Raw genomic sequence first — 23,899 nt, forward strand, 5'->3', positions numbered from 1 at the left:
CCTATCTAAATGTATCCCGATACCTACACGTCACATCAAACGCATCTTCCGGACTCACAAGCAACGTATTCCAACCCGATTTAAGCGTAAAAAAAGAACCCCCAAAATTCTTCAAATCATTTCGTGGTTCACCATTAACCAATATGTCATCATCTTTGTGGTCAAACGTTACCTTGTCACCAACATTTAAAATGTAAGGTGTTTCGTCGACTAAAACTTTATTGTGCCGATTCACCAATACCCGATTTATTCCGACCTCATTAGGCGTTGGTGTCGTCCCATAATTTTCAATCTCGATCTGTATAAACTTTAATTTTCCATCATATTCATTTCTTCTATCGCTAAAAGAAACGTCAAATGTATCGACATGCCTACCCGCTTGCGTGACTCTAGCGACGTAAAAAGTGTACATGTTGCCTTTTCGCGTCACACGTAACAGACCGTTCCATACCCTCTGATTCGGCATGGCATAGTTTTGACTACTGATTAAATAATTTTCTCCGGGACCAGTAAATGGACCCATTCTCGCTTCAACGGTTTTCCTTAATTGCCCACCAGAACTATCCACAAGTCGCAACATGCCTAATTCGTTCATGTTTTCATCATAATAAATTATTGTAGTTCTAAATGTTTGGCGTGGATCTTCTGTTCTTGTGTTAACGTAAAAATCGATTTCAAAATCTTCGACAGGTGTGATTTCTTTCTGTCTCTTGGGACCATGCCACCCTGTTCCCGTTCCGTATGACTGGACTTGGATACCTAAGCTACCTTTGATTAAGTTACCTGTTGAGTCGCTAGGCGTTGACCATGAAGGTAGAGTATCCCCTATTTCATCAAGGATTTTTGTTTTCTTATCAACAATCTGCTCGTTAACGTCTGCCGGACGACCAATCATGTTATATTCTTCGCCTTCATTTGCGATCATCGCGAATGTTGTTTTTTTCTTGGCCACAAGTTCAAAGATTGGCTTTGATTCGACTGATCCGTCAACTTTGAGATTTGTAGCGTTTTGGAATTCTTCGGTTTTTTCTGGTCCGTATTTGAACGGGTCGGGACAAACGAATGTAATGACGCCTTGCCCCCACCTAACTAATTCATCTAAAAAAAGCTCACTATCCACAACTGCATAATAGGTACGATCTGGTTCATCTTTAAAAATTAATTCTTTCGCATCATCATGAATGAGCCATTCAGCTAAGTCTTCTTTAACTTTTTGCAAATCAGGAAAATCATTCGCTAACAAAAAAACAGGAACATCAATTTGCCTGACGCGCGTTTTTGTTTCAGATAAATATGCGCCCGCCATTCCTTCGACGGTAGTAAATTCACGTTGTATTGGCGCCCATGAAGGTCTACGTCTACCTCTAGTTACGGTTAGATAGTCTTTTTCTATTTTGTTAAAGATCAAATATGCTCACCTCCGTTACGAAAACGATTCTATTCTACTTTTATTTCTTTCTTGTATTTCAGTAATTGCTGGTTCTAGTTGCCTGCTATCCAAGTAAGTATTATTGTCTTTGGCTAGCAGTTGCATGAGTATTTCGTTCTGCCTTAACGCTGCATTGAGTAATGACCTTAATAATCCATCATCATCGTTGCCACCCGAGCCACTAACCACTACACTCGATTCGCTATTTCTATTCATCATTAATAATCTAGCAAATTCACTATTACCTAAAGCGCTAGCCCATCCGTCAGTGCCATTTGCGTACTTAGGCATAGCTTTCATAATTTTTTCTGTCTGTCTATGCGGTATAACATGTGTTCCGCGCGGTAAATCTAATAACGTATCAGTATTAGGAGATAAAAATGAACGCCCGCTTGGTAAAGTGACTAATTCACTACCTCCACCATCCCCAACAACAGCGGGACCACCAGGGTGACCGCTTGGCGGTGTACCTTCTGCATAAGTAGCTAACCTACTTGTCTCTCCACTAGTTCTTAGGTTAATTGTTTTGGAAACCGGGGCACCTAGATTTCTGTTTAATTCGCGGATTGATGGACTGATGTCCAATTCGACGCCTTTATAAATCCTTTGTCCAGCCAACTCATTAGCTTCTGATAACTTCGTTTTAACGCCATCAAGTCTTGCTTGCTGTTCATTGATTTTTAGTAATTCTTCATCATAAATACCGACGCCGAGTTCTTGTGTATTATTTCTTTCTTCGAGCTTCTTCCTTGATAGGTCAATAGCCGCCTGTTCCTTTTGAATAGCTTCAAGTGACTTACCTTTTTCGGAATTGATACCTTCTTCATAAAGTAACATTTGAGCGTATTCATCAGTTAATTCATTGAATGCCTCTATTTCTTTTTGCGTTTCAAATAAGTTTTCTTTGTTCTTTTCTAATTTCTTAATCAAATTCTTCTCTTGTTCTTTGTACTCAGCTGTTTTCTTCATTTCTTCAGCAGTTACTTCGTAGAGTACGTCTAACTCGTCCATTATTACTTCTTTTCTTTCTTCTGTTGCAGTTGTTCCTTCTTTTATTAGACGAGCAATTTCAAGTTCGGCGTCCATTTTCTTCCCGTTACTGTCAATAATATTTTGATTTATTTCCTCTTGATCAATTCCCGCTTGACGAATTTCTCCAAGAAGAGTTGCTTGCGTTTCAAGGTTACTCGTCTGATTTTTCATTTCTTTCGTAACAGCTTCCCATGTGTCGATGGTTAATCTTTCTCGTTCATACCTATTTAATTCTTTTAATTTATCAAGATTATCCACATAGGCGTTACCTTGTTCGGATATAGCAGATACTACTTCTGGCGATTTCTCCACAATTATTCCATTCAGACGAAGGAATTCTTCCATTTCATCATTGGTGAATCCTGACTTTACGAGTAGGTTATCTTGTTCTTCTGTAAGTCTGGCAATTGCTTCTTCAGTTTTTGCATCTTTCAATTTACCCATGATGTCCATATAGCGCAATACTTCATCTGTGGATAGTTTATTTTTACCTTGCAATACTTCGTATTTAGCAATCGTATCATCCAAAGAATCAAGTTCTTCTTTTCTCGTTTGAATGGAATCTAGTACGTCTTGAGTGCTTTCTTTACTTCTTTGCGACACTTTGTAAATGCCTACAGCAACAGCGGCTAATCCGGCTACTGCAATGCCACCAACCGCTAAGGGTCCAAGACTAGCTAAACCAGCTACTAAACCAGCACCACGAGCTACCCCGATAGCTGTACTTAATTTGCCAGCAACCTTCATTACAGCGCTAACACCTAATGTTAATTTAGAAAATAAAGTAATAGCTGGACCAATTCCAATTGCAACTGCTGGAGCAATCAATAATACTTTCCTGACAAAATCTTGTTGAGCGGGTGATAGATCATCATAGCGTTTCTTTAAATCCTTAGCTTTTGCAATCATATTTTCAAACGCTTGACCAAATTTCACACCTAAATCAGATGCTTTACCCTCCGCTTTTTCTAACCAACCTCTAAAATCTACAAGCATAGGTTTTAGTTTCGAGAAAAAACCTCCACCTTTACCACCAGCATCTAAGAAGTTTGCTCCGATTCGGCCAATATCAGAACCAATATTTTTAACAGATGCCGCAAATGATTCATTACCCATTGTTTTAGCCGCGCCACCGATATTATTCTCGATTGCTTTTAAGAATATTTTAGATGAAATCTTACCATCGCGAGCTAGCTCTCGTACTCCTTCGGCTGTAGTATTCGCTTCCTCTGCCAACCATTGATAGATTGGTATTCCTCTATCGGCTAATTGGTTTAATTCGCCTGTATAGGCTTTTTGAGCAGTTTGAACTTTACCGAATATCGAACCCATTTCACCCATTGATGAACCAGCGATAGCCGCCGCATCTCCGGCTAATGATAGATACCTGGTTAAATCTTGACCTGGTTTAATACCAGCCGCTACCGCACCGGCCGCAGCATTAGCTGCTTCATCCATTCCAAATGCAGTGCCTCTAACAGAATCAAGTGCTGATACCATGATTTCTTCCACACTCTTAGCGTCATGCCCTAAGCCTTTTAGTTTTGCTTGTGCTGTGTCGATTCCGACAAGACGTTGAAAACCTTTAAAAATAGTGAGTGATGCTAATGCAGTTGCCGCTCCTAGTGCTGGCTTTGTTATTTTACTTGTAAGAGTACTACCAACTTTACCCATTTTCTTACTGGCAGTTTCTAATTTTCTACTGCCTTCTTCTAACTTTTCACCTAATTTAGTAAAACTGGAATTCGCAATACGTTGTTCGCGTTCAAGCTTTACAAGTTCATCCTTATAATTTACAAGTTCTTTTTTTGTTCTTTCGATGTAATTTTCTAAGTTACCAAGGGATGCAGCTTGATTGTTGTATTCACGAGCTGCCTTTTCGGCTTCTTTAGAACCAAGTCCGTGTTGCTCAACCATTTTTTCATATTCTTTTCTTGCTTCAGAAACTGCGACTTTTTGCACTTCTAGTTTTTTGTTTAAACCAGTAAGCCTAGTCTCATACTTTTCAACACTTTTTTCACTACGATTAAAAGCAGACATATTAACTTTCATTTCACTGTTGACGGTTCTTAGGTTATCTTTTAAACCTCTTAACCCTCTATCAACACTAAGATGATCTAAATCTAACTCAATCGCTAAACCTTTAATTTTCTCCAAGTCAACATCCCTCCTAACTTAACAAGTCAAAGAATGAATTAGCTTGTTTCATTTCAACTTTCTCTTTTAGTATTTCCATCACATAATGAATCGGCATATCAAGTATTTCATTGATATCTTTACCGTCTTTCATTAATTCACGTGCAAATCCATCCATACTTTCCATGATTTTTTGCGGGGTTACTTTTTCCCCGCTAGGTAGTTTTTTGTTGATTCACTCTGACCGCCACCGGCGACGAAATAAAGTACTTCTTCTAAAACCTCTTGCGCATTACCCCGACCTTCTAATCCTGGTCCTGGTAGACGATTGTATAAATCATCTTTCGTGATTTTATTGCCAAATGCACTTTCTGCTAAAAAGTCTGCCATTTTATCATTTTTATCATCGTCTGACGTTTCTTCATCTTTAATCACATCGTTTAGTAATGAAACTGCTTCACGTGATGTTTTAAATGAAATGAACGGAACTGTCCACACTTTTTCAAACTCAGGTTCAGCACCGTTGTTTACTTCATCAGGATTTTTAATAAGTTCAATCATTTCGCGTTTTAAATTCGACATTGAATAACCTCCTATATATAGAAAAAAAGAGACTGAAATTAATCAATCTCTTTAATCAATACTTCTCCGATTTTATTATTTTTAGATGACAGTTCCGCAATTCGTTCTTCCGTTTTTCCCTCAGAATCAAACGGCTCATTTTTTTTATAAATCCTGTCATTATCCACTAAATCTTTCCAACGATGATAAACTACTACATATGATTTTTGTTCATCATTTCCTTCGATTTTCTCGTTCAACAACTTTAGCAAATCATCTTTTAAAGCATTACTTCCATACTCAACGCCTAGCTCATCTAGTCTTTGTTTAATCTCATCGACAGTCATTTTTTACGCTCCTTCCGTCGGATATACTACACCGAAAATCTTTTGATATAGTGCATCACGATTTGTTGTTTCGCCGGGTCCATCAGCAACAATAATATAAGTCATTTTCTTTATAAACCCATCAACTTCACGGGCCATGAACTCACCTTCCGTGGAATCGGTACCAAACGTAACGCCTTCACCTTTCGTTTCACCTTCGACAGCAGCAATTTTAAATTTACCTTTTGTGAATCCAATATGTTCAGCGCTACCATCTTCAGATGTGCGTGTAAACATACAGGCTACATACGGTGGATTAGGTGATTCTGGTAAGCCGTGCATATCTCCGTTTGTTTCCCATCCGTAAATAATCGTACGATCTTCAATCGGTAGCTTGTGGAATTGAGTAGTTAGCAATGTCGCTTCTGTGGACATAACCATTTCGGCAATGCCATTATCGCCATAAGCCTTTTCAATGGTTTGCCCGGTGCTAATATTAACGTTTTGTAAAAATTTAACACGTTCAGCTGCAGTTTCATTTATTCCCGCATTATCATTTTTTGTTGTTCCATAATAAAAATCTGTTAACCCTGTAAAGGATAAATAATTCTTTTCTTCTGACATTTATATCACTCCTATAAGTTATCAAAGTCTTTTCTATAAGCTTTTCCACGATAGCGACGAGCATCTCGATAAATGTCATACTCATTGTCGTATTCGTCCATACCGCCCATTTGCCTAAGATTTAATTGCTCCCACATAATCTTTTGTATTTCATTGGCGATAACATCTCTTTCTTGCATGGATTTCGACCACACATCAATCTGGAACATGAAATCGTCTGTTAACCATTTATCATCAGCATAATCACCCGGTTTGGGTGGGCTTAGTGGGTCGATGATGATATGAGTTTCTTTTACATCATTTGGCTCAGGATATTCGTAAAACTTTATCCTATTGCCTACTAAATTACTGATATCTGTATCAGCAAGAATCGCATTATAGATTGTCCATATCATCATATCCCCTCCAATATAGCTTGTTTAACAGCGTTACGATAAACTTCTTCCGCGTCCATCAATGCCTTTGCAATAGCTCCTTTTCGTGGTGGATTAGGCATCTTCACCGTTCCCCATTCATTCAAGTGAATAATACGATAACGTCCATGTGGACCATTCCAGTGTATTTTCACCGTCTTTACTCCAGCTACATAAATAGGCCCCTCGATTGACGTATCATCCACAGTCCAACCTTTAGCGTATACTCCATTTTTACCGATATAGGCATTTAATATCTTCACGAATAATTCAGCGCCTTTGATTAGCGCTGCATCACTTATGCGTTCCATATTCTCTTTGCCTAAGCGTTTTTCTAATTCGGCAAGTAATTCATTAATACCTGTGATTTTCACGCTCATGTCGCTAATTTCCCAACTATATTAATAAAGCTACGGTCTTGTACGTCTGGTTGGACATGCTTAATGTTGTATGGTTCTGGATAAAGAGGATCCTCAATCTTAACGAAATGTTTGTTTGTTGGCACATAACTACCAATCGGATCGCGAATGATAATAGTCACTTCTGATAGTGTCCCATTTTGTTTTGCGCGTTCCATATCTTTTAGCCAAACACCATCAACTTTAGAAAAACATTCAAACAAAACCTTCTTTTCTTGTTGTCCAGGTAATGGTCCGCTTTTTTCTTCGTATTCGTAAAATGTTACAGGCACGCGTAAATCTCCACTTCTCAAACGTGGTGACTTATATTCATTCTTCCACATCATCATCACCAGCCATTTCAAGACTTAAAGAAATGATTTCACTCAAAAAATTATCCTCGAAATATTCAAGTGCATCATTGTAAATGTAGCGAGTACGCTCAAAAATTAATTCTTTTGCTCTTATATTTCCCTCTATATCAAATTCACCTATTTTTGATTCGATATAGGCAACAGAAAAGGATAGCAACTGTTTTAAATTGCTATCCTCTCCATGGTGAGATATGTGCATGCGTTCTTTAAATTCTTCAATTATCGTTTGTGTGACCAATTAGATCACTCCTTCTTATGCCCCTTCAACTGGTACAGGAAACTTAATGTCCAAGTCATAAACTAGTACTGCTTTATTATCTTTCGGACGACCGTTCGCGAAACGTTTAATTGTGTAAAGTGTCGCATCTTCAATCGCTAACGTTTGATCAAACTTTTTAAGTTTATATCCGCCGGCAATAGCAGCAATGTATTCACCTTGGATAAGGAAAGCAACCTTACCTACAGGGATTTCCTCTGAATCAACAGGTTTAATGTTGTATGGTAAGTTCGTTACAAATTGCCCTGCATCATTCTGGATTGTATGACGTGCATTAACTGCTAATAAGTCGATTGGATTAACAAACATTACAACTTTATTCAACACTTTACGGTACTTGTCATCTGCATCTTTAGATAAGTTAGCAAGCACACCGTATAACTCACCCACAACGATTTCTCCACGTTCGGATGGCTCAAATGTCAGCGTACCACTTGACGACTTGTCAGTAACCGCTCCTGTGTCTTTATCAACATCTTTTAAAAGTCCGACAGGCTCATCTTGCGCAGGCCCACGACCATTAACAAGACCATATTCTAGACCTGCCGCTAAAGATTCAATGAGCAAAGTGACCATGTAACGGTCAACCCATACTGGACCAAGTTCTAACATGTCATTTGGAATAGCGCCAAATGCTGTTAATTTAAGTTGAGTGATTTTTTCATCTCTAAACGCCGCATTAACTTGACCTGTGATATCGCCGAAGATTTCTTTCCAAGCATATGCAAGTGCAGGGTCTGAATAAATAAATTTAGTTACTGCTCCCAGGTCTTGCAATCCAATTGCTTGAAGAAGTGGACGATCTTTGACGAGACCTTCGAAAATACGATCTTGTACAGATTCCGGGAAAATCGATTCGTCATTAAATCCACCGTCTTCCACAACTTTATTATAGAAAGCCGTTTCTTTCGATGTTAATACGTGGCTACCGCGTGAGATTAATACTTGATTGTCCATAGAGCTATTACGTGCTTCTGCTGTAATTTTTTCTGTCAAATCTTCCTGCAGCGCAACAAACATTTCATCTACCGCGTTTTGCAATTGTTCGGGAGTAGCTTCTTCGTCTTTCATTAGTTTCGTGTACGCAGCTTTCTTTGCGTTAAAATTGTCCATTTTACCTTTTAATTTCATTGTCATGATTTAATTCCTCCATTTTTTTGTATTAAAAAAAGAACCCTCGTTTTCTAGCGGCAACTTGCTGCTGTTCAGGTTCTTTTTTCTCTTTTAATTTGTTAGTAATCGTTTTTAATTGTAGTTCTAATTTTTCTAACCTATCGTTATCGATAGAATTAGAAGGTTCTTTCTTCATTACATTTCTAACTTTACTAATTACATTGTCAGGTAACATCACACCGACGCTTGCAACGGCTTTTGGTGTCGTAAACATGACTTCATCAGCAAATCCTTTATCTAGTGCTTTTTGAGCGTTTAACCACGTTTCCTTTGTCATCATATCCGCCAATTCTTTCATTTCCAAGCCTGTCTTTAGTTGGTACGTATAGGCGATACTAGAATCAATAGACTCCAAAAATATACTAGTGTCATTCAATTCTTCCTTGTTCCCATATACAACTGTGGAAGCGTTATGAATCATGATTTGTCCCGTTGGTGAGATACTGACCTTTTTACCGGCCATCGCAATAACAGATGCAGCACTGCCTGCTAAACCAACAATTTCCACATCAAAGTTTAACTTTTTAAGCTTAGTGTAGATTTCACTTCCAGCAAAAACCGAACCGCCACCGCTATTAATTTCAATAATGGCTTGTTCACCATTTAGTTCTCCTATTGCGTCATCCACTTTTTTCACTGATGTATGTTCAATTTCAAATAACTCGTAAATCCATGCTTCATCATTGGATACGATGGTGCCTTTGATTTCGATTTTCTTCAATCATTCTCACCTCCTTTAATGGCTTCGTCACTCGTACTGTAATTCTTCGTAATAAAGAATTTGTCATGTATCGGATCATCGGAATGTTCTAGCCCAATCATTTCACGTAATTCGTGACCGTCGGCAATTGCAGAACCCCTCAACTTGTCAGCATCTTGCGCCATCTCAAGCGGGCTCTTTTCATTCACACCATAAACTTTTAATCTCAATCCCTTTTTATAATCTTCTTTTTCAATAGTTTTAGATGTCAGTTCATCCTTAATTTGTTCCAGCAAGGGTTTAGCGGTCAATCGTATAAACGCTTTCATTGCTGTTTCATATTCACTTAATTCACCAAGTACTAATGCCGACGGAATACCTAATATGTTAGCTACTTGTTTTGTTGCATCTTTCTTCAGTTTCTCCAATTCGTCAACGGATTGTCCTTTTGTTGTTTGCCCGCTAGTGATTTCCTCATAGTTAAAACCTTTTATTTTTGGTGCAATTGCAAATGCGCTTTTTCTGAAATTCTGATATAAACGTTGGATAAAGTTATTTAACCTTTTTTGATTTTTTTCATCCAGGCTTTGAGTAGCGTCAATTTCCGCTAATGCCCTAATTTGGTTTTCATACATTTTCGTTTCAATCATGCGCGAAAATAATTCAGTGTAATCTTTAAACATTCCATCTAAAAATTGTGTAAACTTTTTATTGTTGTATGTCATGTAAATGACTTTACTCATTTTAAAATCACGCTCGAATTTATATCCTTTTACAGTAACGCTCTTAAAAACATCTTCATAAAGCGCGTATTCAATTCGATCGAAATTGTCGGCAATCAACAATTCGTTTGTATCGCTTAATATGACGAGTACTTCATTTTCAACTAGCAGCGTATAAATAAAGTCTTTCCAAAATTCGGCCGCACTTTGATTACTGTTGGGCCTAACATTAAGCAGGTAATCGAAATCATGTTCTACACGCTTCTTATTTTTGATGAATCTAAAATCAGCCATAGAGATTGTTCTACCCATTAAATTTACGCAAGTTTCAATTGCGGAGTTTTTAAGGTATAAACGCTGTTCGGTTTCTAATCCAGAAAAATCAAAGTCAAACAAATTATTTAGTTCTTGCCCTAATTCTCTGTTCCGCTTAAACATATCAAAGACACTCAAATTTTAATCACATCCTTTCATGGTGAATTAGATTGAACGACTACTCCTTTCCGTCATATAAGGCATCTTGTAATTTATAACCTTCTAACTCCCATAACCTTTCCTTAATTCGTTTTAGCGCATTTTCTACCCCTATGTGTTCAACATAATTACTCGGGTCAACACAGGCGGATTCGCCTACAATAGTAAATCCATTTGGTAACAATGCCACAACGATGCATTGTTTACCGAATACTCTATGGAAAGTTTCAAACTCTAACTGATAAAACAAGTTATCAATATGTTCTTCAGTAATTGTATTACCCATTAATTTCACCCTCCCTAAAACTGAAAATTATCCAGAAAATCTAATACATCATCAACACTATCTTCCTCTAAATCATTAGCTCGATATAAAGCGTGGATAAATGCCTGGAATCCATCTGTTTTGCGTTTTACTTCTTCTTTCTTTAAAAACTGCTTACCAGCCTGGGTTTCTTTCACAAAAATATTATTAGTAAACCAACGCATTAATGGGTTGTCCCCAAAAATAAATTTATGATTAGCGAATCCATCTTCTACACGTGGCGCAAGCAGTGGATGAATACTTGATGGACGTCTTATAGCTTCTACTTCAAATCCTTCCGCTTCCAGCAATGGTCTTAATATGTCTAGTTTGTAATTGTCGGCAATGATCTTTTCAACACCGTATCTTTCACGCATTTCAATAAACCAATTAACAACGTGCATTGGATTCAAAGAAGGCTCATCCATAACTTTCATCAAACCTTTCCTTTCCCATTCTTTTATAGGCGCCTTTTTTTCTGTCCCAAAATCATTAGCGCTATTTGAATATCCATAATGCACATCACAAAAGTTTTTAATTGCAAAACTAAATGTTTTAAAAGCAAACTCATTTCCTTTTTTAAACAACAATCCACATGAGGTGAAATCTCTTACGCTACCAAAATCGAGTGAACCTATTGGTTTTGTATTGAGTTCAAAAAACGGTCTATCAGTAGCCATTATTTCTTCCCAACTAGCTACTGAATCTTCTAAACTGTCTACAAGGAAATTCATCCGCTTTGTAACAAACGCATTATATCCAGACGGATTATTCGCTAGTCTTTCATACGCTTTCATGACTACATTAAATAATCTTCTGCCGCGTTTATTCAATGGTGCCTGTAACGCAGGATTAGCTTTAGGCCAATTAGATGGGTCGTCCATTTCTTTTAATTCGTCTAGTTCGCATATGAAAGGGAAAATACCACTAAATTTTACAACACCATTTAGGACGTCTTCACACTCACGATATTTTATGTCGAAATATCCGTCTCTAATAAATCCTTTTGTTCCAAGGAAAAATTGTCTACCATGGTCTACTTTTCCAAGTCCACCTGAAAAAACATCAACAATATCTGAGTCTTCCATTTCATGATATTCATCATAAAAAACTGCACCTTCACGACCACCATCTTGAGAGCTGGCATTACTTGTTTTATATTCAAAAACCGACTGAGTAGACAATCCAGTAATACTACTTTTGTAGGCTTCAAATTCTTCGGTTAAATCTTCGTTCCCTATTTTATTAATGACACGAAAACATTCCAGGAAACTTCTCTTTGCCTGCTTTTCAGAGTTGGCCACAATCGACACGTCATAATAATCAATTCCATGTAAAGGGCTTACGAAATAATTAGCAAGCGTCGAAGCGAAACCGTTCTTTCCTCCACCACGTCCCATATTGATAACAAACTCATCAAATACAGGTTCGTCATTTTCTTTATGAAACAAAAAAATGAACGGGGCTATAAAAGTCTCCCATTCATCTAATTCGAAATACCATTCTTCACTAAACTCTATATAATTATTAATTTGTTCTTCGTTAAAATAATATAGATCATCACGTGGTAATATTTCTTTCTCAATCAACCCGATTAACTGTATCCTCTTTTTGTTTAGTGTTAATTTGCCACATTTCCATTTTTTTATATAGTCTTCTACATATTTGTTATGCAGCATAAGCTATCGACCTAATAATTTGGATTTCCTGTCCGGCTTTTGTTGAGGCAGTAAATCGGTTAGTTGTTTGATTGTTGATTGATATGTTTTGTCCCGGTTGTCATAATTCTCAACGATGGGTCTCTTGCGATCATAAGGAACTTGATTCTCACTTTGCGAAAACTTTTCATATTCCCCATTTTCTAGAATGTCTTTCCAGTTATCATCTAACAAAACCCTCAGACGTGCAGCTTGAATGATTAGCCCTTCTGCAACATCTAGTTGATTTTTAGGAATGCTTTTAAAAAGACTTTTCAACCTTTTCGCTTCTGTTTCTACTCGACTTTCCATATCGTCAATTCTATCGTTTAATAGATAAAGTACAGATACATCCAACGACCTTGCGACCCTTGCCAATACATCTAAACTAGGAGAATTCTTTCCTTGTTCGATGCTAGCGTAATAATTTGTTGATATGCCAACTCTCTTCGAAAATTCAACTTGTGTTAACTTTTTTTCATTTCTTTTTTCGCGCATTCGAAAACCAACTTTTTGTTTATCCAAACTAATCACCTTCTTTCTGGCCCCCAGGGGGTAGGAGGGGTTAATATTTTTTGATACATCTGGAGAGTTGACCCTACTGCCCGGTCTTCCGCCCGGGTTTTTTCGCAAAAATTTTTGATGGGGGGTACCGTTTACCACCGCTCATCGTTCCACTTTGGTTCCTTCCGTTCGAATACCCTTCCTTCTTTCACATTGTGATGATAAATACATAACGTTTGTAAGTTATCTAGCACCAATGCAAGCTTAGGATAATGTTCTATTGGATACTTATGGTCAACGTTCAGAACAACCTTCTTGGGCTTTCCTTCTTCTTTCTTTGAATCGACTGTTACTCCACCTTCCGCTTTACAATGTTGGCACTCATAGTTATCACGCTTTAATGCTTGTATTCTTAATCCATTTGGTCCACACCAGGCTGCAGAGTTATAGAATGATTTCTTTTGTTCATCTGATTTGTATTCAAGTTGCATGGCCATTAACGTGACGTTCAAGTCTTTCCTTAACCGGGACACCTTCACCAGATATATAGCGCTCGATTGCATAGGTTAGACCGCCGAACTCATCGCTATCCTGCTCCCAATCAAAGCTTATGTTTGTTTTCCTGGTTACCTCTTCACCTTTGTAAAATACTTTTGGTACAGATGTTTCATCTTTCAATTCAATGACAAGTAGATTACTTTTTCTTATTGCGCCTTTCATCTGTTCAATAGTTCTCGTAAGTTCCTCACCATTTACACTAGGCATGTCCATTCCTCCAATTTTTTCATAATAAAAAGACACTCACGAATGTGAATGCCTTATCTCACTACCTATATTGTTTTGATTCTTCGATGTCATACATTACAATCTCTTTTGTTTGATTAATCAATACTGTTTTATCGGGACCGTGATTTTCGATCAATGTTTTAATTTTAGAGTGCAACCTTTTCTCTTCTCTTGTCAGTTTTGCTTTATCGTATTTCTCCAGATAATCAGATAGAATTGTTTCCTCTTTTTCGTTAAAGTCACGCGATTGAGTGTTTGCATCTTCGTATACTTTGATTACTTGCATGATGTCCTCTTCGACTTCATCACTAACGACCTTTGCGGCTTTACCTCCACAAGCACTTAACAATAAAACCGCTGCCAACATTATAATTAATCTTTTCAAATCAATAACCCCCTGCACCATTTACAAACAATGATACAGGAATTGACTGAATAACGCATCAGTCTTTGCGAGATAATGGATCACCTTACCTTTCCGGCATGTCGCCTATTGAAAAATTTAACCAAACGCAAGATGAACCACCACCTTTTTATATATTAAAAAAGCACCTCCGAAGAGATGCTTAAATCACAAACTAAAATCAACTCTATTGTAAATTTTTAATCACACTTAAAAATATCTTAACAACACTACTTATTAACAATAAAGACAATGTCACTAAGAAAGTCCACAGATAAAACACCCATTTTAAGTAGTCCTGAACTATTTCTAATGTGTTAGTAAATAATAAAACTAAAGACAGTATCGAGATAAAAAGCAATAACCTAATTGCTGTACCTAATAGTCTTAATAACTTTTGATCCGTTTTTAATTCCTTTAGCCTTGAAAAAAATTCGTTTTCTGAAAATGAAGGAATCATGGATACAGATGCCACTAAAAAACCTATACCTATAGAATTCAATGTGATAGTTCCCAGCAGTACATTATCAAAGTTTTTAATATCCCCAGGGACTACACCTAGTAAAAAGAGGGCTGCAACAACAGCTAAAGAGATTATAGTAAAGCTAACTTTTTCTATCATTCCCAACAGCTATACACCTCTTCTATCTTACTTTTTTCTAATAAACATACTATCAAGCATTTTTTTCTTTTCGCGGTATGCCTCTTCTATTTTTTGTTCCACTAAAACAAAAGTCAGTTTTTTGCCTTTAGGTAAATCAACAACCTTAAGTGCATCAATTTTACCATTAATAAGATCCAATGTATCAGTATCATCAGACACATTGCCTTTAACCCTTAAAACTGAAACTTCATCATTGATAAAAGGTAACAAAGCCTTCACCTTTTTGACTGCCATTGCCTTATTCATGAATTGTCCTTTTTCCGGTGTAATTATTACTTTCATTCTTCCAGCATTTAGCTTTGCTCCCAGACTCAAATCGGCATTAATAGGTCGTTTAGATGCTATTTTATCCCATCGCTGAGGTGCTGCTATACTGTATTCAATTTCTCGTATTCCTGGAATTTTATCTAATTTATCAATCACAGCATCATCTACAATGACCTCTAAATCAAAATCTTCATCTTCCGTTAGCTCTACTAAAAACCGATTTAACTGTGCGTAACTAAGTGCATTCGTTCTATGCGAAGCGACAATCTTGTTAAATGGATCATACAAGAATATAGTATCTTTAATTAAACCTTCATCTTCTCCATCCCCATACGTTGTCCTTTTTCCATCTATCTCACCAACATATGCTTCGGAATACTGATCTAATTTTTCAATATGCCCTATAAAAAAATATTTTGAACCTGGTGTATCATCAACCAACACTTTTTGTACTTCCCTAATTCTAAGTATGTATCCACTTACCGTTTTATTCCTCAAGACAACTGGTTCTTTTTTCAAGTCCTTTTCAACTGCTAGTAAGCAATCTTGTAAAGGTTTCCCTTTATTTCCTTGGTTAAGATTGTAAAAATCAAATCTAATGTACCTTTTCACCATTTCGCATATCCCCTTTTACAACCGTATTTATACAATTCAATCATACAGTATACACAAGAGGAAATGTATCGAAAGAACCAAATAGAACTAATGTTCCATTTATTTTATACCCCATCTTTGACTTTTTCAAACAAAAACAACCAACAAACTGTAAAAGGGGATTAAAAAGTTTTGTTGGTTGTTATATTTATATCACACTACCACCTTAACATGGACGTATTGCCCTGAACATGTCCCAATTTTGCCCTTTCACTCTATTCTTAGCCCATAAACACCGAACAGAATGATAGCAAGTCGCTCCACTGCAGAATCTATTGCCTTGTAAACACTTCTGTCATTTATATTATTTTTTTCTGCAATTTCTCTAATTAACTCCCCTTTTACGTATCTGTCGTGTAAAATGTCGAATTGTCGTCGAGTTCCTGAAAGTTTTTCATTGCTGTAAAAGTACTCCAACGACACAAGCGCCTGATCAATATGTCGGACCATCACCAACGTCCGTCGTGTCGTTTGTTTTATCGACTTAACCAAATCCTCACCGACCACCAACAATTCCATCACGTTGATTTCTTCAAGTTCCTCAACAGTTTCTTCCTCGATTTTTTCAGCATATTTTTTAAACGACCTATAATTTTGAAGGAGCAACTTTGTATTCCGGAGACGCTTGTCCTTTTCTATTTTCTCGGTTGTCTCCTTTCGCTTTTCATGGATTTCAATAACTTTTGTTGTGATGATTTCTATTTGTTCATCGGTTAACATTGCCTTCAATTTTGCTCAACCTCCCCTGGATGCTATTCCTTCCGCAACAAACCCCTTAACGCTTTTCTGTGGCAATTGCGACATAATTCTTTGCCTTGTAATCTGACTGGATCGCTTTTACATTCCGAACACAATTTAAGTTTACCTTTCATCGGATTCCCTCCTAACCCAGTTGCCCGCTTTATTAACCAACCATCTGAAATTTACTGCGCTGATCGTCACCGTTGGATCTAAATCAGTAAGAAATGTTAATTCCTCCATCGGCTCCAAGATTTCTAAATCCTTTTTGCTTATGTTGCTATTTCTTTTTGGCACGTTGCTCACCACCCCGAAAAGCAGACTCTGGACTAAACACGTATCGTCTTTCCTGCCATTCGATAACAGTTGGAGCACCATTCCGGAGTTTAAGGATTTTCACCTCATCGAGATTATCGGCGAAAGGAATAGGTTCATCCTCGCGTTTTATGTTCATTTCGGCTTGTTCGATGAACCATAATCTATCAGCTGCAGTTTTCTCAAATTCCGAAATGTCTTCGCTAGGCACTATGCCGTCATGCATTTCTACCCAACTTTGAAAAACTTCTTTTAAACGCTTCAATCGTTCCGCATTCGTTTCAGTCATTTGCCTTTTCTCCCTTCTGCGTAAACGTCTTCCAGCCATTCAAACAACATCGCCATTTGCTTCACGACTAGATTGTTATTTTCATATTTGTCGCCGATTTCACCCATGGAATGAGTAACCCACTGCCAAAACTCATTGTTTTCCATTCCGTGCTTTACGGCCATTTGATTAACCTGACTTATCCACTCAACAACTTCCGAAAAGAAAGCTTTATAATCCATACGCTCACACCTCTTCGATTTTTATATAAATCCCAGGGAGGCTTGCCCAAAACTTTTCAGCTATCAAACTGACAACTAAACTATCATCTTTCCAAAATCCAAGATCAGTCATGCAATCGAATAAAAGTTTTTGACTGTTATCCACGTCTGGCCTAGTTGTTTTCCACTCACCATTTTGGCGTTTACCTGTAATCGGAAAACACCATTTCACAATTAGCTGAACTGGGCCTGTATATTTTTTCTCCGGAACATGCTTACCCAGGTGAGCCATCAGGAGTGCCCGTGCTGCTTTTAAATCATCCGGCTCATAGAACATGGGTTTGCCGTTGACAACCCGTACTGCCTTTTGCTGATGCGTCGTAGTAGGAACTTTTTTAAGTGGCATGAAGAACTCCACACTCATGTAAAATCATCTTCTTTCACGAAGACACCGTTTATCATTTTCCCTTTGCGGTCCCGTATTTCGTCATAAGCCATTGCGACACAATCATCCATAGTCGTTCCTAGTTGCTTTGATAGAATCGTAAGCACCACATACATGTCACCAATCGAGTCGAAAACTTGCTCAGGTTTATTTTTTACGAACCCTTCACATAACTCTCCGAATTCCTCTCCTAATTTCAGAATCTGTTTTGCTGGATCTGCGGAATCTAAATTTCTATCTTCAGCCCACTTTTCAATTTTGTTTGTTATGTCTAACATTCTGTCACCTTCCATTATTTTACTTTATATTTTATTTTTGATTTTGAAATTTCGCCTTGTCACGGTAAAGAGAAAAGTGTGTGGCGGACAACAGGAAGTCCACCACCTTTTTTCTCTGTGACGAACGTGTGAGGGACAGGGACATTTACCTATATGTAATATAGGGATTGTCTGTCCCTCTGTCCCTAGACGTTTCACAAACTTTTAAACGTTGATTTGACGGTGTTCTTCAAGGACAAAGACAGCAACGTTCTGTCCTTGTCCCTCGACATTGTGAAATGACTCTTAGGGACAAGGACAAAGTGTTAAATGTCCCTACTGTCCTTCGTTATCGGGACAGGGACAAACAACAATTGTCCTTACTGTCCCTCATAGTTTTTGTGTCACGATTCCTTCGTTTATATCAAAATATTTATGTTCTTTTATGCGTCTTCGAACTGTTTTTTCAGTTACACCCATAAATTCTGCCATAGAATCCACTGTGATTTCTTCATCTATTGAGCACGCTTCATAGGCTAATTCGAGTGCCTGTAGTCGTTCTATTTTGCGTTCAGCAGCCGTCTTTTTGGTGCCTTTACCCTTACCTTTTTGTTGCCATGCAGGTGTGTCGCCTTCTGGTTCGATATCCTTTAAGCTACCTACATCGTCTACCTTATGGATTGGATACTGGAACCACATATTCACAGGTTCAAACGTCGGGTACTCTCGCAACGTACCCTCAACGCGCCACGCTGTTCGGAATCTCGTAGTCTTGATAGCTGCTGTCATTTCTACATTAATTTCTTCTATTCTGTCAGGTATCACCTTTGTTGCGTGGTCTCCCATAGCTATTACGCTCAGCAAGTCATCCTGTGAAATACGTTCATCTAGATAGTTAGGATTGTATTTTTGGAAGTACTTTTGATATATGGCACAAGCGACTTTATTTTCTTCTTGCTTCATTAAATCATCCGTCAACTCCAACTCAGTCAAATCGACTAATGCATCTGGGTCACGAGCGAATACTCCGGAACCACTGGCTCTGTCCATCGACTTTTTACCACCTTGCGTACCTTTACTATGGTGATGACAGTAGATAACTCCACAACCTAATTCAGTAGCTATCTTGTCGAATTGATTCGTAAAGTGAGCCATTTGATCCGCACTGTTTTCATCACCAGTCAAGACTTTATAAATCGGGTCAATGATTACCGCAATGTAATTTTCTTTAGCTGCACGTCTGATTAATTTAGGCGCCAACTTGTCCATTGGAACTGATTTCCCTCGTAAATTCCAAATGTCGATGTTGTCTATATTGTCGGGAGAATAACCCAATGCGCCGTATACATCCTTAAATCTGTGGAGCGCGCTGGCTCTATCTAACTCCAAGTTGACGTAAAGTATCTTGCCTTTCGTGCAATCCCAACCTAGCCAATTCTTACCTTCTGCAATAGCGATAGATAGCTCAATCAGCATGAATGACTTACCTGCCTTAGATGGTCCGGCCAACAGCATTTTATGCCCTTGTCGTAAAAGTCCTTCTATTAAAGGGGGCGCTTTATCTGGCATGTCATTCCAGAAATCAGTTAGGCTCTCGGGATCCGGTAAATCATCGTTAATCCCTTCAATCCATTCGTGCCATTCTTCCCAATTCGATTTACCAATGTTTGTGTCGATGATGAACTGTTTCTTTCCGTTTCTTTCGACACCAGGCATTCTGGACAAACGAGATGGATTTCGGTTTTGATTATCAATATCTAATCCATTTTTTTTACAGACGTCATACAGATAATCGACGCGCTTTCTGTATTCGTCATAGTTAGCAGCATCTACTTTTACGATTGCGTGAATCGATTTTTTGCCACTGAAAACTAATGCAGCTATTGGCAAATCTAATTCACGCATAATCGCATTTTGTTTCTCTAAATCCATAGAATCAGATTCAACTAATGCATATTTGAATTCAGTAACGTTTTCATTTTTAACGCCTTTTCCATCTAATGGGTTGAACCGAATCCATGCACCTGCAGTTGGATTGTAATCTCCGAAAACTGCGCCTAAATCTCCATTTGATTCACTAAGCGCTCGAATTAATTCACCGGCCGTTCTGTCGGTATTTCCCATAGTCGGTTTAAAATCTCCGTCATCTGTTTCCCAAGTGGATGTGACATAGCCGACATTTTCTGATGGATCAAATAGTGTGTTTAGATATCTAGTTAACTCTTGAACCGGATTCCAGAAAGTTGGTTCCTGAATCTCCATACCTTCAATCCAGTTTTTATCGACAATCCTATAATCATCTTTACCAGAAATTTCATCGTTCCAATCGAGTTCGTGGTCTTCCCTTTTTCCTCGAGGAGTCCAGCCGTTATCTTTGGCTAATTGTGTGATTGTTGCGCCTGTCACTGGTGAGCCTGAACCTTCGAACGATGTCCATTTACGGAAACATTCACCTGGTTTATGCCGGGGATCCGAACTACTCCATGCATCCCAATCGCTTGCTGTATATCCTTCATATTTGAGTGCCATTCCTACGTTGACCCACTCTTGGTAATCCAAGTAAGCAGGATCAACGTATTCTAATAGCGGAATCAAATCCATTTTAATTTCCATAAGGTAGCAACACCTACTTTCATTTGATATGATTAACGCATAATAATAATAATAATAATAATAATAATAAGGAGGATTCATAATGAAACTAATTCCAGTTAAATGTTTAAACGGCACGATGACCATCAAAACTAATCTACCGAATAACTGTCCTCATTGCGGTGGAATAATGACACCAGACACACATGGTAACGGTGATTCTCAAAATTCTTCTAGTGATATGATTATAAACTTTGGACTATTAGTAAGATGTACTCAGCGCAACTGTCGCAAATACTTTGCTTTAGAATACTCTTATAGTAATCGGAATAATGAAACTAAATTAAAGTCCTATTCATATAGACCGCCTATAGTAGTAGACTTACCTGAAAACATAGAAAATGTTTCTCCTTCGTTTGTTGAAATATATACACAAGCAACAAAAGCTGAAGAAGAAGGATTGAGTCAAATTTCAGGAGTCGGTTATAGAAAATCTTTAGAATTCTTAATTAAAGATTACATAATATTTCTTAATCCTCAAATTGAGGAAAGTGTGAAAAAAGCTTTTTTAGGAAAAGTTATTAAAGATCACCTTTCACACTTCCCAAGGCTTCAATCTCTTGCCCAGGCGGCAACATGGATAGGCAATGACGAAACACATTATGTTCGACGACATGACGATAAAGACATAAGAGATATGAAACAATTTATAAAATCTACAGCTCACTTTGTAGTTGCTGATTATGACGCAAGTGTAGCTGAACAGTTTATTGCGGCTGATGATTAGTTGTTAAATAATTTAATAATATCCTGTTAGTTTCTAAAGATTTAGATAGAGTCTTAGAATTAACCTCTAGTAAGTATTCTAAAAACTCTATCCTTTTCTTTAATTGCTCGATTTGTTTTTCCATATAAATCATCCTTCCGGTTTATATTCCTTAGGAACCACTCCTGCAGGAGTTCTCCAACCACTAGCTGCGATTCTGTCTATCATTTTCCTAGCAGATTCAAACGACCAACCACCTACGTGATTAAAACCCCTACCCTCAAGGAATCGAATCTGTTTAGGGGTTGTCATTCCTTCTTGACGACGCTTGTCCAATCGTTCTAATAACTTTTCAGCTTTACCCGCGTTATCTATCTGTTCAGGATGGATGCCTAGACTTTCGAGTTTCTTTACCTGTTGCTCAGAAGGTGGTCCCATTTCCCATCCGAATGACGGAACATAACTGGACAAGTCTTCGGCTTGAATACTCATTTCAAATTGCAAGGGATCCACAAGTTTGCGTTTACGACTCTTCATTTCCGCTAATTGCTTGGCAAGCGCTTCTTCACGTTGTTCAATGACATCCTCTGCAGCTGTTTTCTCGACCGCTTCCAGATCTAGCGGAACGCCTGCAGCTTCAATCTGTTTTGTCATTGCATTGGCTAATTCGTCATTATCAGCAATTAAATGTGCCGGATGACATAGTTCGTGCCTGTCTGTATGCCAAAGAAAATCGAGTAACAATAATTCAGTTTTACCTTCATAAAGTCGGGTACCGCGCCCCACCATTTGTGAATATAGGCTTCTTACTTTTGTTGGACGTAACACAACTACGCAATCGACAGATGGGCAATCCCAACCCTCGGTTAGTAGCATCGAGTTGCACAAAACGTTGTATTTATCATTCTCGAAATCTTGCAAAATTTCAGCGCGGTCTTTGGACTCTCCGTTAACCTCAGCTGCACGAAATCCTTTCTGATTTAAAATCTCTGTAAACTTTTGACTTGTCGCAACCAGTGGGAGAAAAACGACTATCTTTCTATCACTCGCCACTTTTACAAATTCATCTGCGATTGATTCGAGATACGGATCTAACACCGAACCTAATTGACTTACGCTAAAATCTCCTGCCTGCTGCCCTACTGTCGATAAATCTAATTTCAAGGGAATCGTCAATGCTTTAATCGGACTTAGATAACCTTCTTTAATTGCCTTTGGGAGTGTGTATTCATAGGCTATATTTTCATAGTAATCACCTAGATTTTTCATATCTCCTCGGTCGGGTGTAGCTGTTACCCCCAATACCTTCGCGTCTTCAAAATGAGCCAAAACTCGTTGGTAACTGTTGGAAATACTGTGATGTGCTTCGTCAATAATTATTGTGTCGAAGAAATCTTTATCGAATTGTGCAAGACGTTTTTCTCGCATCATCGTTTGCACGCTTCCGACAACAACCCGATACCAACTACCGATAGATGTTTCTTCTGCTTTTTCTGTTGCGGTTTTCAATCCGGTACTTTGTTCTAATTTGTCTGCTGCTTGATCTAATAATTCACCCCGATGGGCAAGGACGAGAACACGCTCGCCCTTTTTCACACGGTCTTCAATAACTTTACTGAATACAATCGTTTTTCCAGTGCCAGTAGGAAGGACCAATAACGTGTTTTTAAATCCTTTTTCTTCCCAATCTTTCTGAATGGCAACCCTAGCACCCTCTTGATAGTCTCGAAGTTTCATTTTCATCAATTATTTCCCCTCCTAGAATTGACCCGGTGTAAATCCGCCTTGTTGCGGTGGCGCATTTGTCGGAAATGGTGCCTGTTGCTGTTGCGTTTGTTGTTGTACTGGCGGTTGATATGCCGGTGGTTGCTGATATTGTTGTTGAACTGGTGGCGCTTGGTACTGATTTTGTGCAGGTTGCTGATAAGTCGGTTGCTGTGGTGCTCCGTTATGTTTCAAGTAATCTTCATATGGCAAGAAAGTTTTTATTTTATTGTTCGTCTTATTGTTATACGTGTCTTGGAATAGTTCGCATCTGCCTTTTGCTCCGGTCACTGCTCCCCAATTCATACGTACGGCTTCCCCTTCTTTTTTCTGTCCAATCGATGAAAAGAATGCCGAAAGGAAACCTTCTGTGATTGAGTGCAAATATAAGCTGTGTAGCACATTAGTAGCTCCGTGTTCGCCACCATCGATATGGATTGTCAAAAGCGCTTCATTGCAAGCAGGTAACTTATCACTCCCTTTAAATCTTCTGCGTTCAAATTTTTCTACCGTGAAATTATATTCACCCGCTGGCAAAAGTTTATAAACGGGACCATCCTTTTGAATTTCATCATCCCAACCAAATTCGCGTTCTTGTGTCATTTATTTTTCCTC

General features: G+C 38.2%; 30 protein-coding genes and 1 pseudogene. 1 reads left to right on the plus strand and 30 read right to left on the minus strand.

Annotation, left to right across the window (positions count from 1 at the left end; translation table 11 throughout):
• Position 1 precedes the first annotated feature (1 nt).
• The 28 genes and pseudogenes from AC25Y1_RS06545 to AC25Y1_RS06680 form a co-directional block, all read right to left on the minus strand.
• Entirely contained in the window at positions 2-1,408 is a 1,407-nt protein-coding gene (locus AC25Y1_RS06545) for a distal tail protein Dit (RefSeq protein WP_488147157.1), read from the minus strand.
• Positions 1,409-1,423: 15 nt separating this feature from the next.
• On the minus strand, positions 1,424-4,618 hold the full coding sequence (locus AC25Y1_RS06550) for a tape measure protein (protein WP_488147158.1): 3,195 nt from the start codon (positions 4,616-4,618) through the stop codon (positions 1,424-1,426).
• Positions 4,619-4,631: 13 nt separating this feature from the next.
• Positions 4,632-4,784 carry a phage tail assembly chaperone GT gene (gene gpGT / locus AC25Y1_RS06555; RefSeq protein ID WP_488147159.1) on the minus strand — a complete coding sequence of 51 codons (153 nt, stop codon included), beginning with the start codon at positions 4,782-4,784 and terminating at the stop codon, positions 4,632-4,634.
• A gap of 14 nt (positions 4,785-4,798) precedes the next feature.
• Entirely contained in the window at positions 4,799-5,179 is a 381-nt protein-coding gene (gene gpG / locus AC25Y1_RS06560; RefSeq protein WP_488147160.1) for a phage tail assembly chaperone G, read from the minus strand.
• A 38-nt stretch (positions 5,180-5,217) separates the two neighbouring features.
• Positions 5,218-5,505: a hypothetical protein gene (locus AC25Y1_RS06565; protein ID WP_488147161.1), complete on the minus strand. Its 288-nt coding sequence runs from the start codon at positions 5,503-5,505 to the stop codon at positions 5,218-5,220.
• A gap of 3 nt (positions 5,506-5,508) precedes the next feature.
• Positions 5,509-6,108 (minus strand): major tail protein, encoded by a 600-nt coding sequence (locus AC25Y1_RS06570; protein ID WP_488147162.1) that lies wholly within the window; start codon positions 6,106-6,108, stop codon positions 5,509-5,511.
• 11 nt (positions 6,109-6,119) lie between these two features.
• The gene (locus AC25Y1_RS06575) at positions 6,120-6,503 is read right to left on the minus strand and encodes a hypothetical protein (RefSeq protein WP_488147163.1); all 384 of its coding nucleotides are present in this window, start codon (positions 6,501-6,503) and stop codon (positions 6,120-6,122) included.
• Positions 6,503-6,901: an HK97-gp10 family putative phage morphogenesis protein gene (locus AC25Y1_RS06580; protein ID WP_488147164.1), complete on the minus strand. Its 399-nt coding sequence runs from the start codon at positions 6,899-6,901 to the stop codon at positions 6,503-6,505. Before AC25Y1_RS06580 ends, AC25Y1_RS06575 begins: the two co-directional genes overlap by 1 nt.
• Entirely contained in the window at positions 6,898-7,263 is a 366-nt protein-coding gene (locus AC25Y1_RS06585; protein ID WP_488147165.1) for a phage head-tail adapter protein, read from the minus strand. Before AC25Y1_RS06585 ends, AC25Y1_RS06580 begins: the two co-directional genes overlap by 4 nt.
• Positions 7,250-7,531: a phage gp6-like head-tail connector protein gene (locus AC25Y1_RS06590; protein WP_488147166.1), complete on the minus strand. Its 282-nt coding sequence runs from the start codon at positions 7,529-7,531 to the stop codon at positions 7,250-7,252. Before AC25Y1_RS06590 ends, AC25Y1_RS06585 begins: the two co-directional genes overlap by 14 nt.
• A 15-nt stretch (positions 7,532-7,546) precedes the next feature.
• A complete protein-coding gene (locus tag AC25Y1_RS06595) occupies positions 7,547-8,707 on the minus strand; it encodes a phage major capsid protein (RefSeq protein WP_488147167.1) in 1,161 nt (386 codons plus the stop codon).
• Positions 8,708-8,732: 25 nt separating this feature from the next.
• Positions 8,733-9,464: a head maturation protease, ClpP-related gene (locus AC25Y1_RS06600; protein WP_488147168.1), complete on the minus strand. Its 732-nt coding sequence runs from the start codon at positions 9,462-9,464 to the stop codon at positions 8,733-8,735.
• Positions 9,461-10,603 carry a phage portal protein gene (locus tag AC25Y1_RS06605; protein ID WP_488147169.1) on the minus strand — a complete coding sequence of 381 codons (1,143 nt, stop codon included), beginning with the start codon at positions 10,601-10,603 and terminating at the stop codon, positions 9,461-9,463. The genes AC25Y1_RS06600 and AC25Y1_RS06605 overlap by 4 nt, the downstream gene beginning before the upstream one ends.
• Positions 10,604-10,658: 55 nt before the next feature.
• On the minus strand, positions 10,659-10,925 hold the full coding sequence (locus AC25Y1_RS06610; RefSeq protein WP_488147170.1) for a Gp49 family protein: 267 nt from the start codon (positions 10,923-10,925) through the stop codon (positions 10,659-10,661).
• A 14-nt stretch (positions 10,926-10,939) separates the two neighbouring features.
• On the minus strand, positions 10,940-12,622 hold the full coding sequence (locus AC25Y1_RS06615) for a terminase TerL endonuclease subunit (RefSeq protein WP_488147171.1): 1,683 nt from the start codon (positions 12,620-12,622) through the stop codon (positions 10,940-10,942).
• 3 nt (positions 12,623-12,625) lie between these two features.
• Positions 12,626-12,952, minus strand: coding sequence for a hypothetical protein (locus tag AC25Y1_RS06620; RefSeq protein ID WP_488147349.1), 327 nt, complete (start codon positions 12,950-12,952; stop codon positions 12,626-12,628).
• Positions 12,953-12,985: 33 nt separating this feature from the next.
• Positions 12,986-13,138 (minus strand): annotated as a pseudogene (locus tag AC25Y1_RS06625) (helix-turn-helix domain-containing protein); the annotation flags it as partial.
• Positions 13,139-13,296: 158 nt separating this feature from the next.
• Positions 13,297-13,635: an HNH endonuclease gene (locus AC25Y1_RS06630; RefSeq protein WP_488147350.1), complete on the minus strand. Its 339-nt coding sequence runs from the start codon at positions 13,633-13,635 to the stop codon at positions 13,297-13,299.
• On the minus strand, positions 13,625-13,909 hold the full coding sequence (locus AC25Y1_RS06635; protein WP_488147172.1) for a hypothetical protein: 285 nt from the start codon (positions 13,907-13,909) through the stop codon (positions 13,625-13,627). Before AC25Y1_RS06635 ends, AC25Y1_RS06630 begins: the two co-directional genes overlap by 11 nt.
• A 61-nt stretch (positions 13,910-13,970) precedes the next feature.
• Entirely contained in the window at positions 13,971-14,315 is a 345-nt protein-coding gene (locus AC25Y1_RS06640) for a hypothetical protein (protein WP_488147173.1), read from the minus strand.
• Positions 14,316-14,520: 205 nt separating this feature from the next.
• Positions 14,521-14,955: a hypothetical protein gene (locus AC25Y1_RS06645; protein ID WP_488147174.1), complete on the minus strand. Its 435-nt coding sequence runs from the start codon at positions 14,953-14,955 to the stop codon at positions 14,521-14,523.
• A 27-nt stretch (positions 14,956-14,982) separates the two neighbouring features.
• Positions 14,983-15,879, minus strand: coding sequence for a DUF6731 family protein (locus AC25Y1_RS06650; RefSeq protein WP_488147175.1), 897 nt, complete (start codon positions 15,877-15,879; stop codon positions 14,983-14,985).
• Between the two features lie 249 nt (positions 15,880-16,128).
• Positions 16,129-16,647, minus strand: a complete 519-nt coding sequence (locus AC25Y1_RS06655) for a hypothetical protein (protein WP_488147176.1) — start codon at positions 16,645-16,647, stop codon at positions 16,129-16,131.
• 289 nt (positions 16,648-16,936) lie between these two features.
• Positions 16,937-17,260, minus strand: a complete 324-nt coding sequence (locus AC25Y1_RS06660; protein ID WP_488147177.1) for a hypothetical protein — start codon at positions 17,258-17,260, stop codon at positions 16,937-16,939.
• On the minus strand, positions 17,257-17,481 hold the full coding sequence (locus AC25Y1_RS06665) for a hypothetical protein (RefSeq protein WP_488147178.1): 225 nt from the start codon (positions 17,479-17,481) through the stop codon (positions 17,257-17,259). Before AC25Y1_RS06665 ends, AC25Y1_RS06660 begins: the two co-directional genes overlap by 4 nt.
• 4 nt (positions 17,482-17,485) lie before the next feature.
• The gene (locus AC25Y1_RS06670) at positions 17,486-17,866 is read right to left on the minus strand and encodes a RusA family crossover junction endodeoxyribonuclease (protein WP_488147179.1); all 381 of its coding nucleotides are present in this window, start codon (positions 17,864-17,866) and stop codon (positions 17,486-17,488) included.
• Positions 17,867-17,880: 14 nt separating this feature from the next.
• Positions 17,881-18,183 carry a MazG-like family protein gene (locus AC25Y1_RS06675; RefSeq protein WP_488147180.1) on the minus strand — a complete coding sequence of 101 codons (303 nt, stop codon included), beginning with the start codon at positions 18,181-18,183 and terminating at the stop codon, positions 17,881-17,883.
• 369 nt (positions 18,184-18,552) lie between these two features.
• On the minus strand, positions 18,553-20,775 hold the full coding sequence (locus tag AC25Y1_RS06680) for an AAA family ATPase (RefSeq protein ID WP_488147181.1): 2,223 nt from the start codon (positions 20,773-20,775) through the stop codon (positions 18,553-18,555).
• An 82-nt stretch (positions 20,776-20,857) separates the two neighbouring features.
• Between AC25Y1_RS06680 and AC25Y1_RS06685 the strand changes: the two genes are divergently transcribed.
• Positions 20,858-21,541, plus strand: coding sequence for a hypothetical protein (locus AC25Y1_RS06685; RefSeq protein ID WP_488147182.1), 684 nt, complete (start codon positions 20,858-20,860; stop codon positions 21,539-21,541).
• 129 nt (positions 21,542-21,670) lie between these two features.
• Here AC25Y1_RS06685 and AC25Y1_RS06690 read toward each other — a convergent pair whose 3' ends face one another.
• Positions 21,671-23,263: a DEAD/DEAH box helicase family protein gene (locus AC25Y1_RS06690; RefSeq protein WP_488147351.1), complete on the minus strand. Its 1,593-nt coding sequence runs from the start codon at positions 23,261-23,263 to the stop codon at positions 21,671-21,673.
• 15 nt (positions 23,264-23,278) lie between these two features.
• Positions 23,279-23,887 carry a hypothetical protein gene (locus AC25Y1_RS06695; protein WP_488147183.1) on the minus strand — a complete coding sequence of 203 codons (609 nt, stop codon included), beginning with the start codon at positions 23,885-23,887 and terminating at the stop codon, positions 23,279-23,281.
• Between the last annotated feature and the right edge of the window lie 12 nt (positions 23,888-23,899).

It is taken from the genome of Sporosarcina sp. Y1009 (assembly GCF_057669865.1).

What these genes read in the sequence shown, in the direction of transcription:
- AC25Y1_RS06660 (WP_488147177.1), bottom strand. Translation starts at nt 17,260, where the DNA reads ATGACTGAAACGAATGCGGAACGATTGAAGCGTTTAAAAGAAGTTTTT.
- AC25Y1_RS06650 (WP_488147175.1), bottom strand. Translation starts at nt 15,879, where the DNA reads ATGGTGAAAAGGTACATTAGATTTGATTTTTACAATCTTAACCAAGGA.
- AC25Y1_RS06685 (WP_488147182.1), top strand. Translation starts at nt 20,858, where the DNA reads ATGAAACTAATTCCAGTTAAATGTTTAAACGGCACGATGACCATCAAA.
- AC25Y1_RS06570 (WP_488147162.1), bottom strand. Translation starts at nt 6,108, where the DNA reads ATGTCAGAAGAAAAGAATTATTTATCCTTTACAGGGTTAACAGATTTT.
- AC25Y1_RS06605 (WP_488147169.1), bottom strand. Translation starts at nt 10,603, where the DNA reads ATGTTTAAGCGGAACAGAGAATTAGGGCAAGAACTAAATAATTTGTTT.
- AC25Y1_RS06580 (WP_488147164.1), bottom strand. Translation starts at nt 6,901, where the DNA reads ATGAGCGTGAAAATCACAGGTATTAATGAATTACTTGCCGAATTAGAA.
- AC25Y1_RS06645 (WP_488147174.1), bottom strand. Translation starts at nt 14,955, where the DNA reads ATGATAGAAAAAGTTAGCTTTACTATAATCTCTTTAGCTGTTGTTGCA.
- AC25Y1_RS06675 (WP_488147180.1), bottom strand. Translation starts at nt 18,183, where the DNA reads ATGTTAGACATAACAAACAAAATTGAAAAGTGGGCTGAAGATAGAAAT.
- AC25Y1_RS06565 (WP_488147161.1), bottom strand. Translation starts at nt 5,505, where the DNA reads ATGACTGTCGATGAGATTAAACAAAGACTAGATGAGCTAGGCGTTGAG.
- AC25Y1_RS06680 (WP_488147181.1), bottom strand. Translation starts at nt 20,775, where the DNA reads ATGGAAATTAAAATGGATTTGATTCCGCTATTAGAATACGTTGATCCT.
- AC25Y1_RS06630 (WP_488147350.1), bottom strand. Translation starts at nt 13,635, where the DNA reads ATGCAACTTGAATACAAATCAGATGAACAAAAGAAATCATTCTATAAC.
- AC25Y1_RS06595 (WP_488147167.1), bottom strand. Translation starts at nt 8,707, where the DNA reads ATGACAATGAAATTAAAAGGTAAAATGGACAATTTTAACGCAAAGAAA.
- AC25Y1_RS06690 (WP_488147351.1), bottom strand. Translation starts at nt 23,263, where the DNA reads ATGAAAATGAAACTTCGAGACTATCAAGAGGGTGCTAGGGTTGCCATT.
- AC25Y1_RS06670 (WP_488147179.1), bottom strand. Translation starts at nt 17,866, where the DNA reads ATGCCACTTAAAAAAGTTCCTACTACGACGCATCAGCAAAAGGCAGTA.
- AC25Y1_RS06575 (WP_488147163.1), bottom strand. Translation starts at nt 6,503, where the DNA reads ATGATATGGACAATCTATAATGCGATTCTTGCTGATACAGATATCAGT.
- AC25Y1_RS06695 (WP_488147183.1), bottom strand. Translation starts at nt 23,887, where the DNA reads ATGACACAAGAACGCGAATTTGGTTGGGATGATGAAATTCAAAAGGAT.
- AC25Y1_RS06620 (WP_488147349.1), bottom strand. Translation starts at nt 12,952, where the DNA reads ATGGAAAGTCGAGTAGAAACAGAAGCGAAAAGGTTGAAAAGTCTTTTT.
- AC25Y1_RS06585 (WP_488147165.1), bottom strand. Translation starts at nt 7,263, where the DNA reads ATGTGGAAGAATGAATATAAGTCACCACGTTTGAGAAGTGGAGATTTA.
- AC25Y1_RS06635 (WP_488147172.1), bottom strand. Translation starts at nt 13,909, where the DNA reads ATGCCTAGTGTAAATGGTGAGGAACTTACGAGAACTATTGAACAGATG.
- gpGT (WP_488147159.1), bottom strand. Translation starts at nt 4,784, where the DNA reads ATGGAAAGTATGGATGGATTTGCACGTGAATTAATGAAAGACGGTAAA.
- AC25Y1_RS06610 (WP_488147170.1), bottom strand. Translation starts at nt 10,925, where the DNA reads ATGGGTAATACAATTACTGAAGAACATATTGATAACTTGTTTTATCAG.
- AC25Y1_RS06615 (WP_488147171.1), bottom strand. Translation starts at nt 12,622, where the DNA reads ATGCTGCATAACAAATATGTAGAAGACTATATAAAAAAATGGAAATGT.
- AC25Y1_RS06665 (WP_488147178.1), bottom strand. Translation starts at nt 17,481, where the DNA reads ATGGATTATAAAGCTTTCTTTTCGGAAGTTGTTGAGTGGATAAGTCAG.
- gpG (WP_488147160.1), bottom strand. Translation starts at nt 5,179, where the DNA reads ATGTCGAATTTAAAACGCGAAATGATTGAACTTATTAAAAATCCTGAT.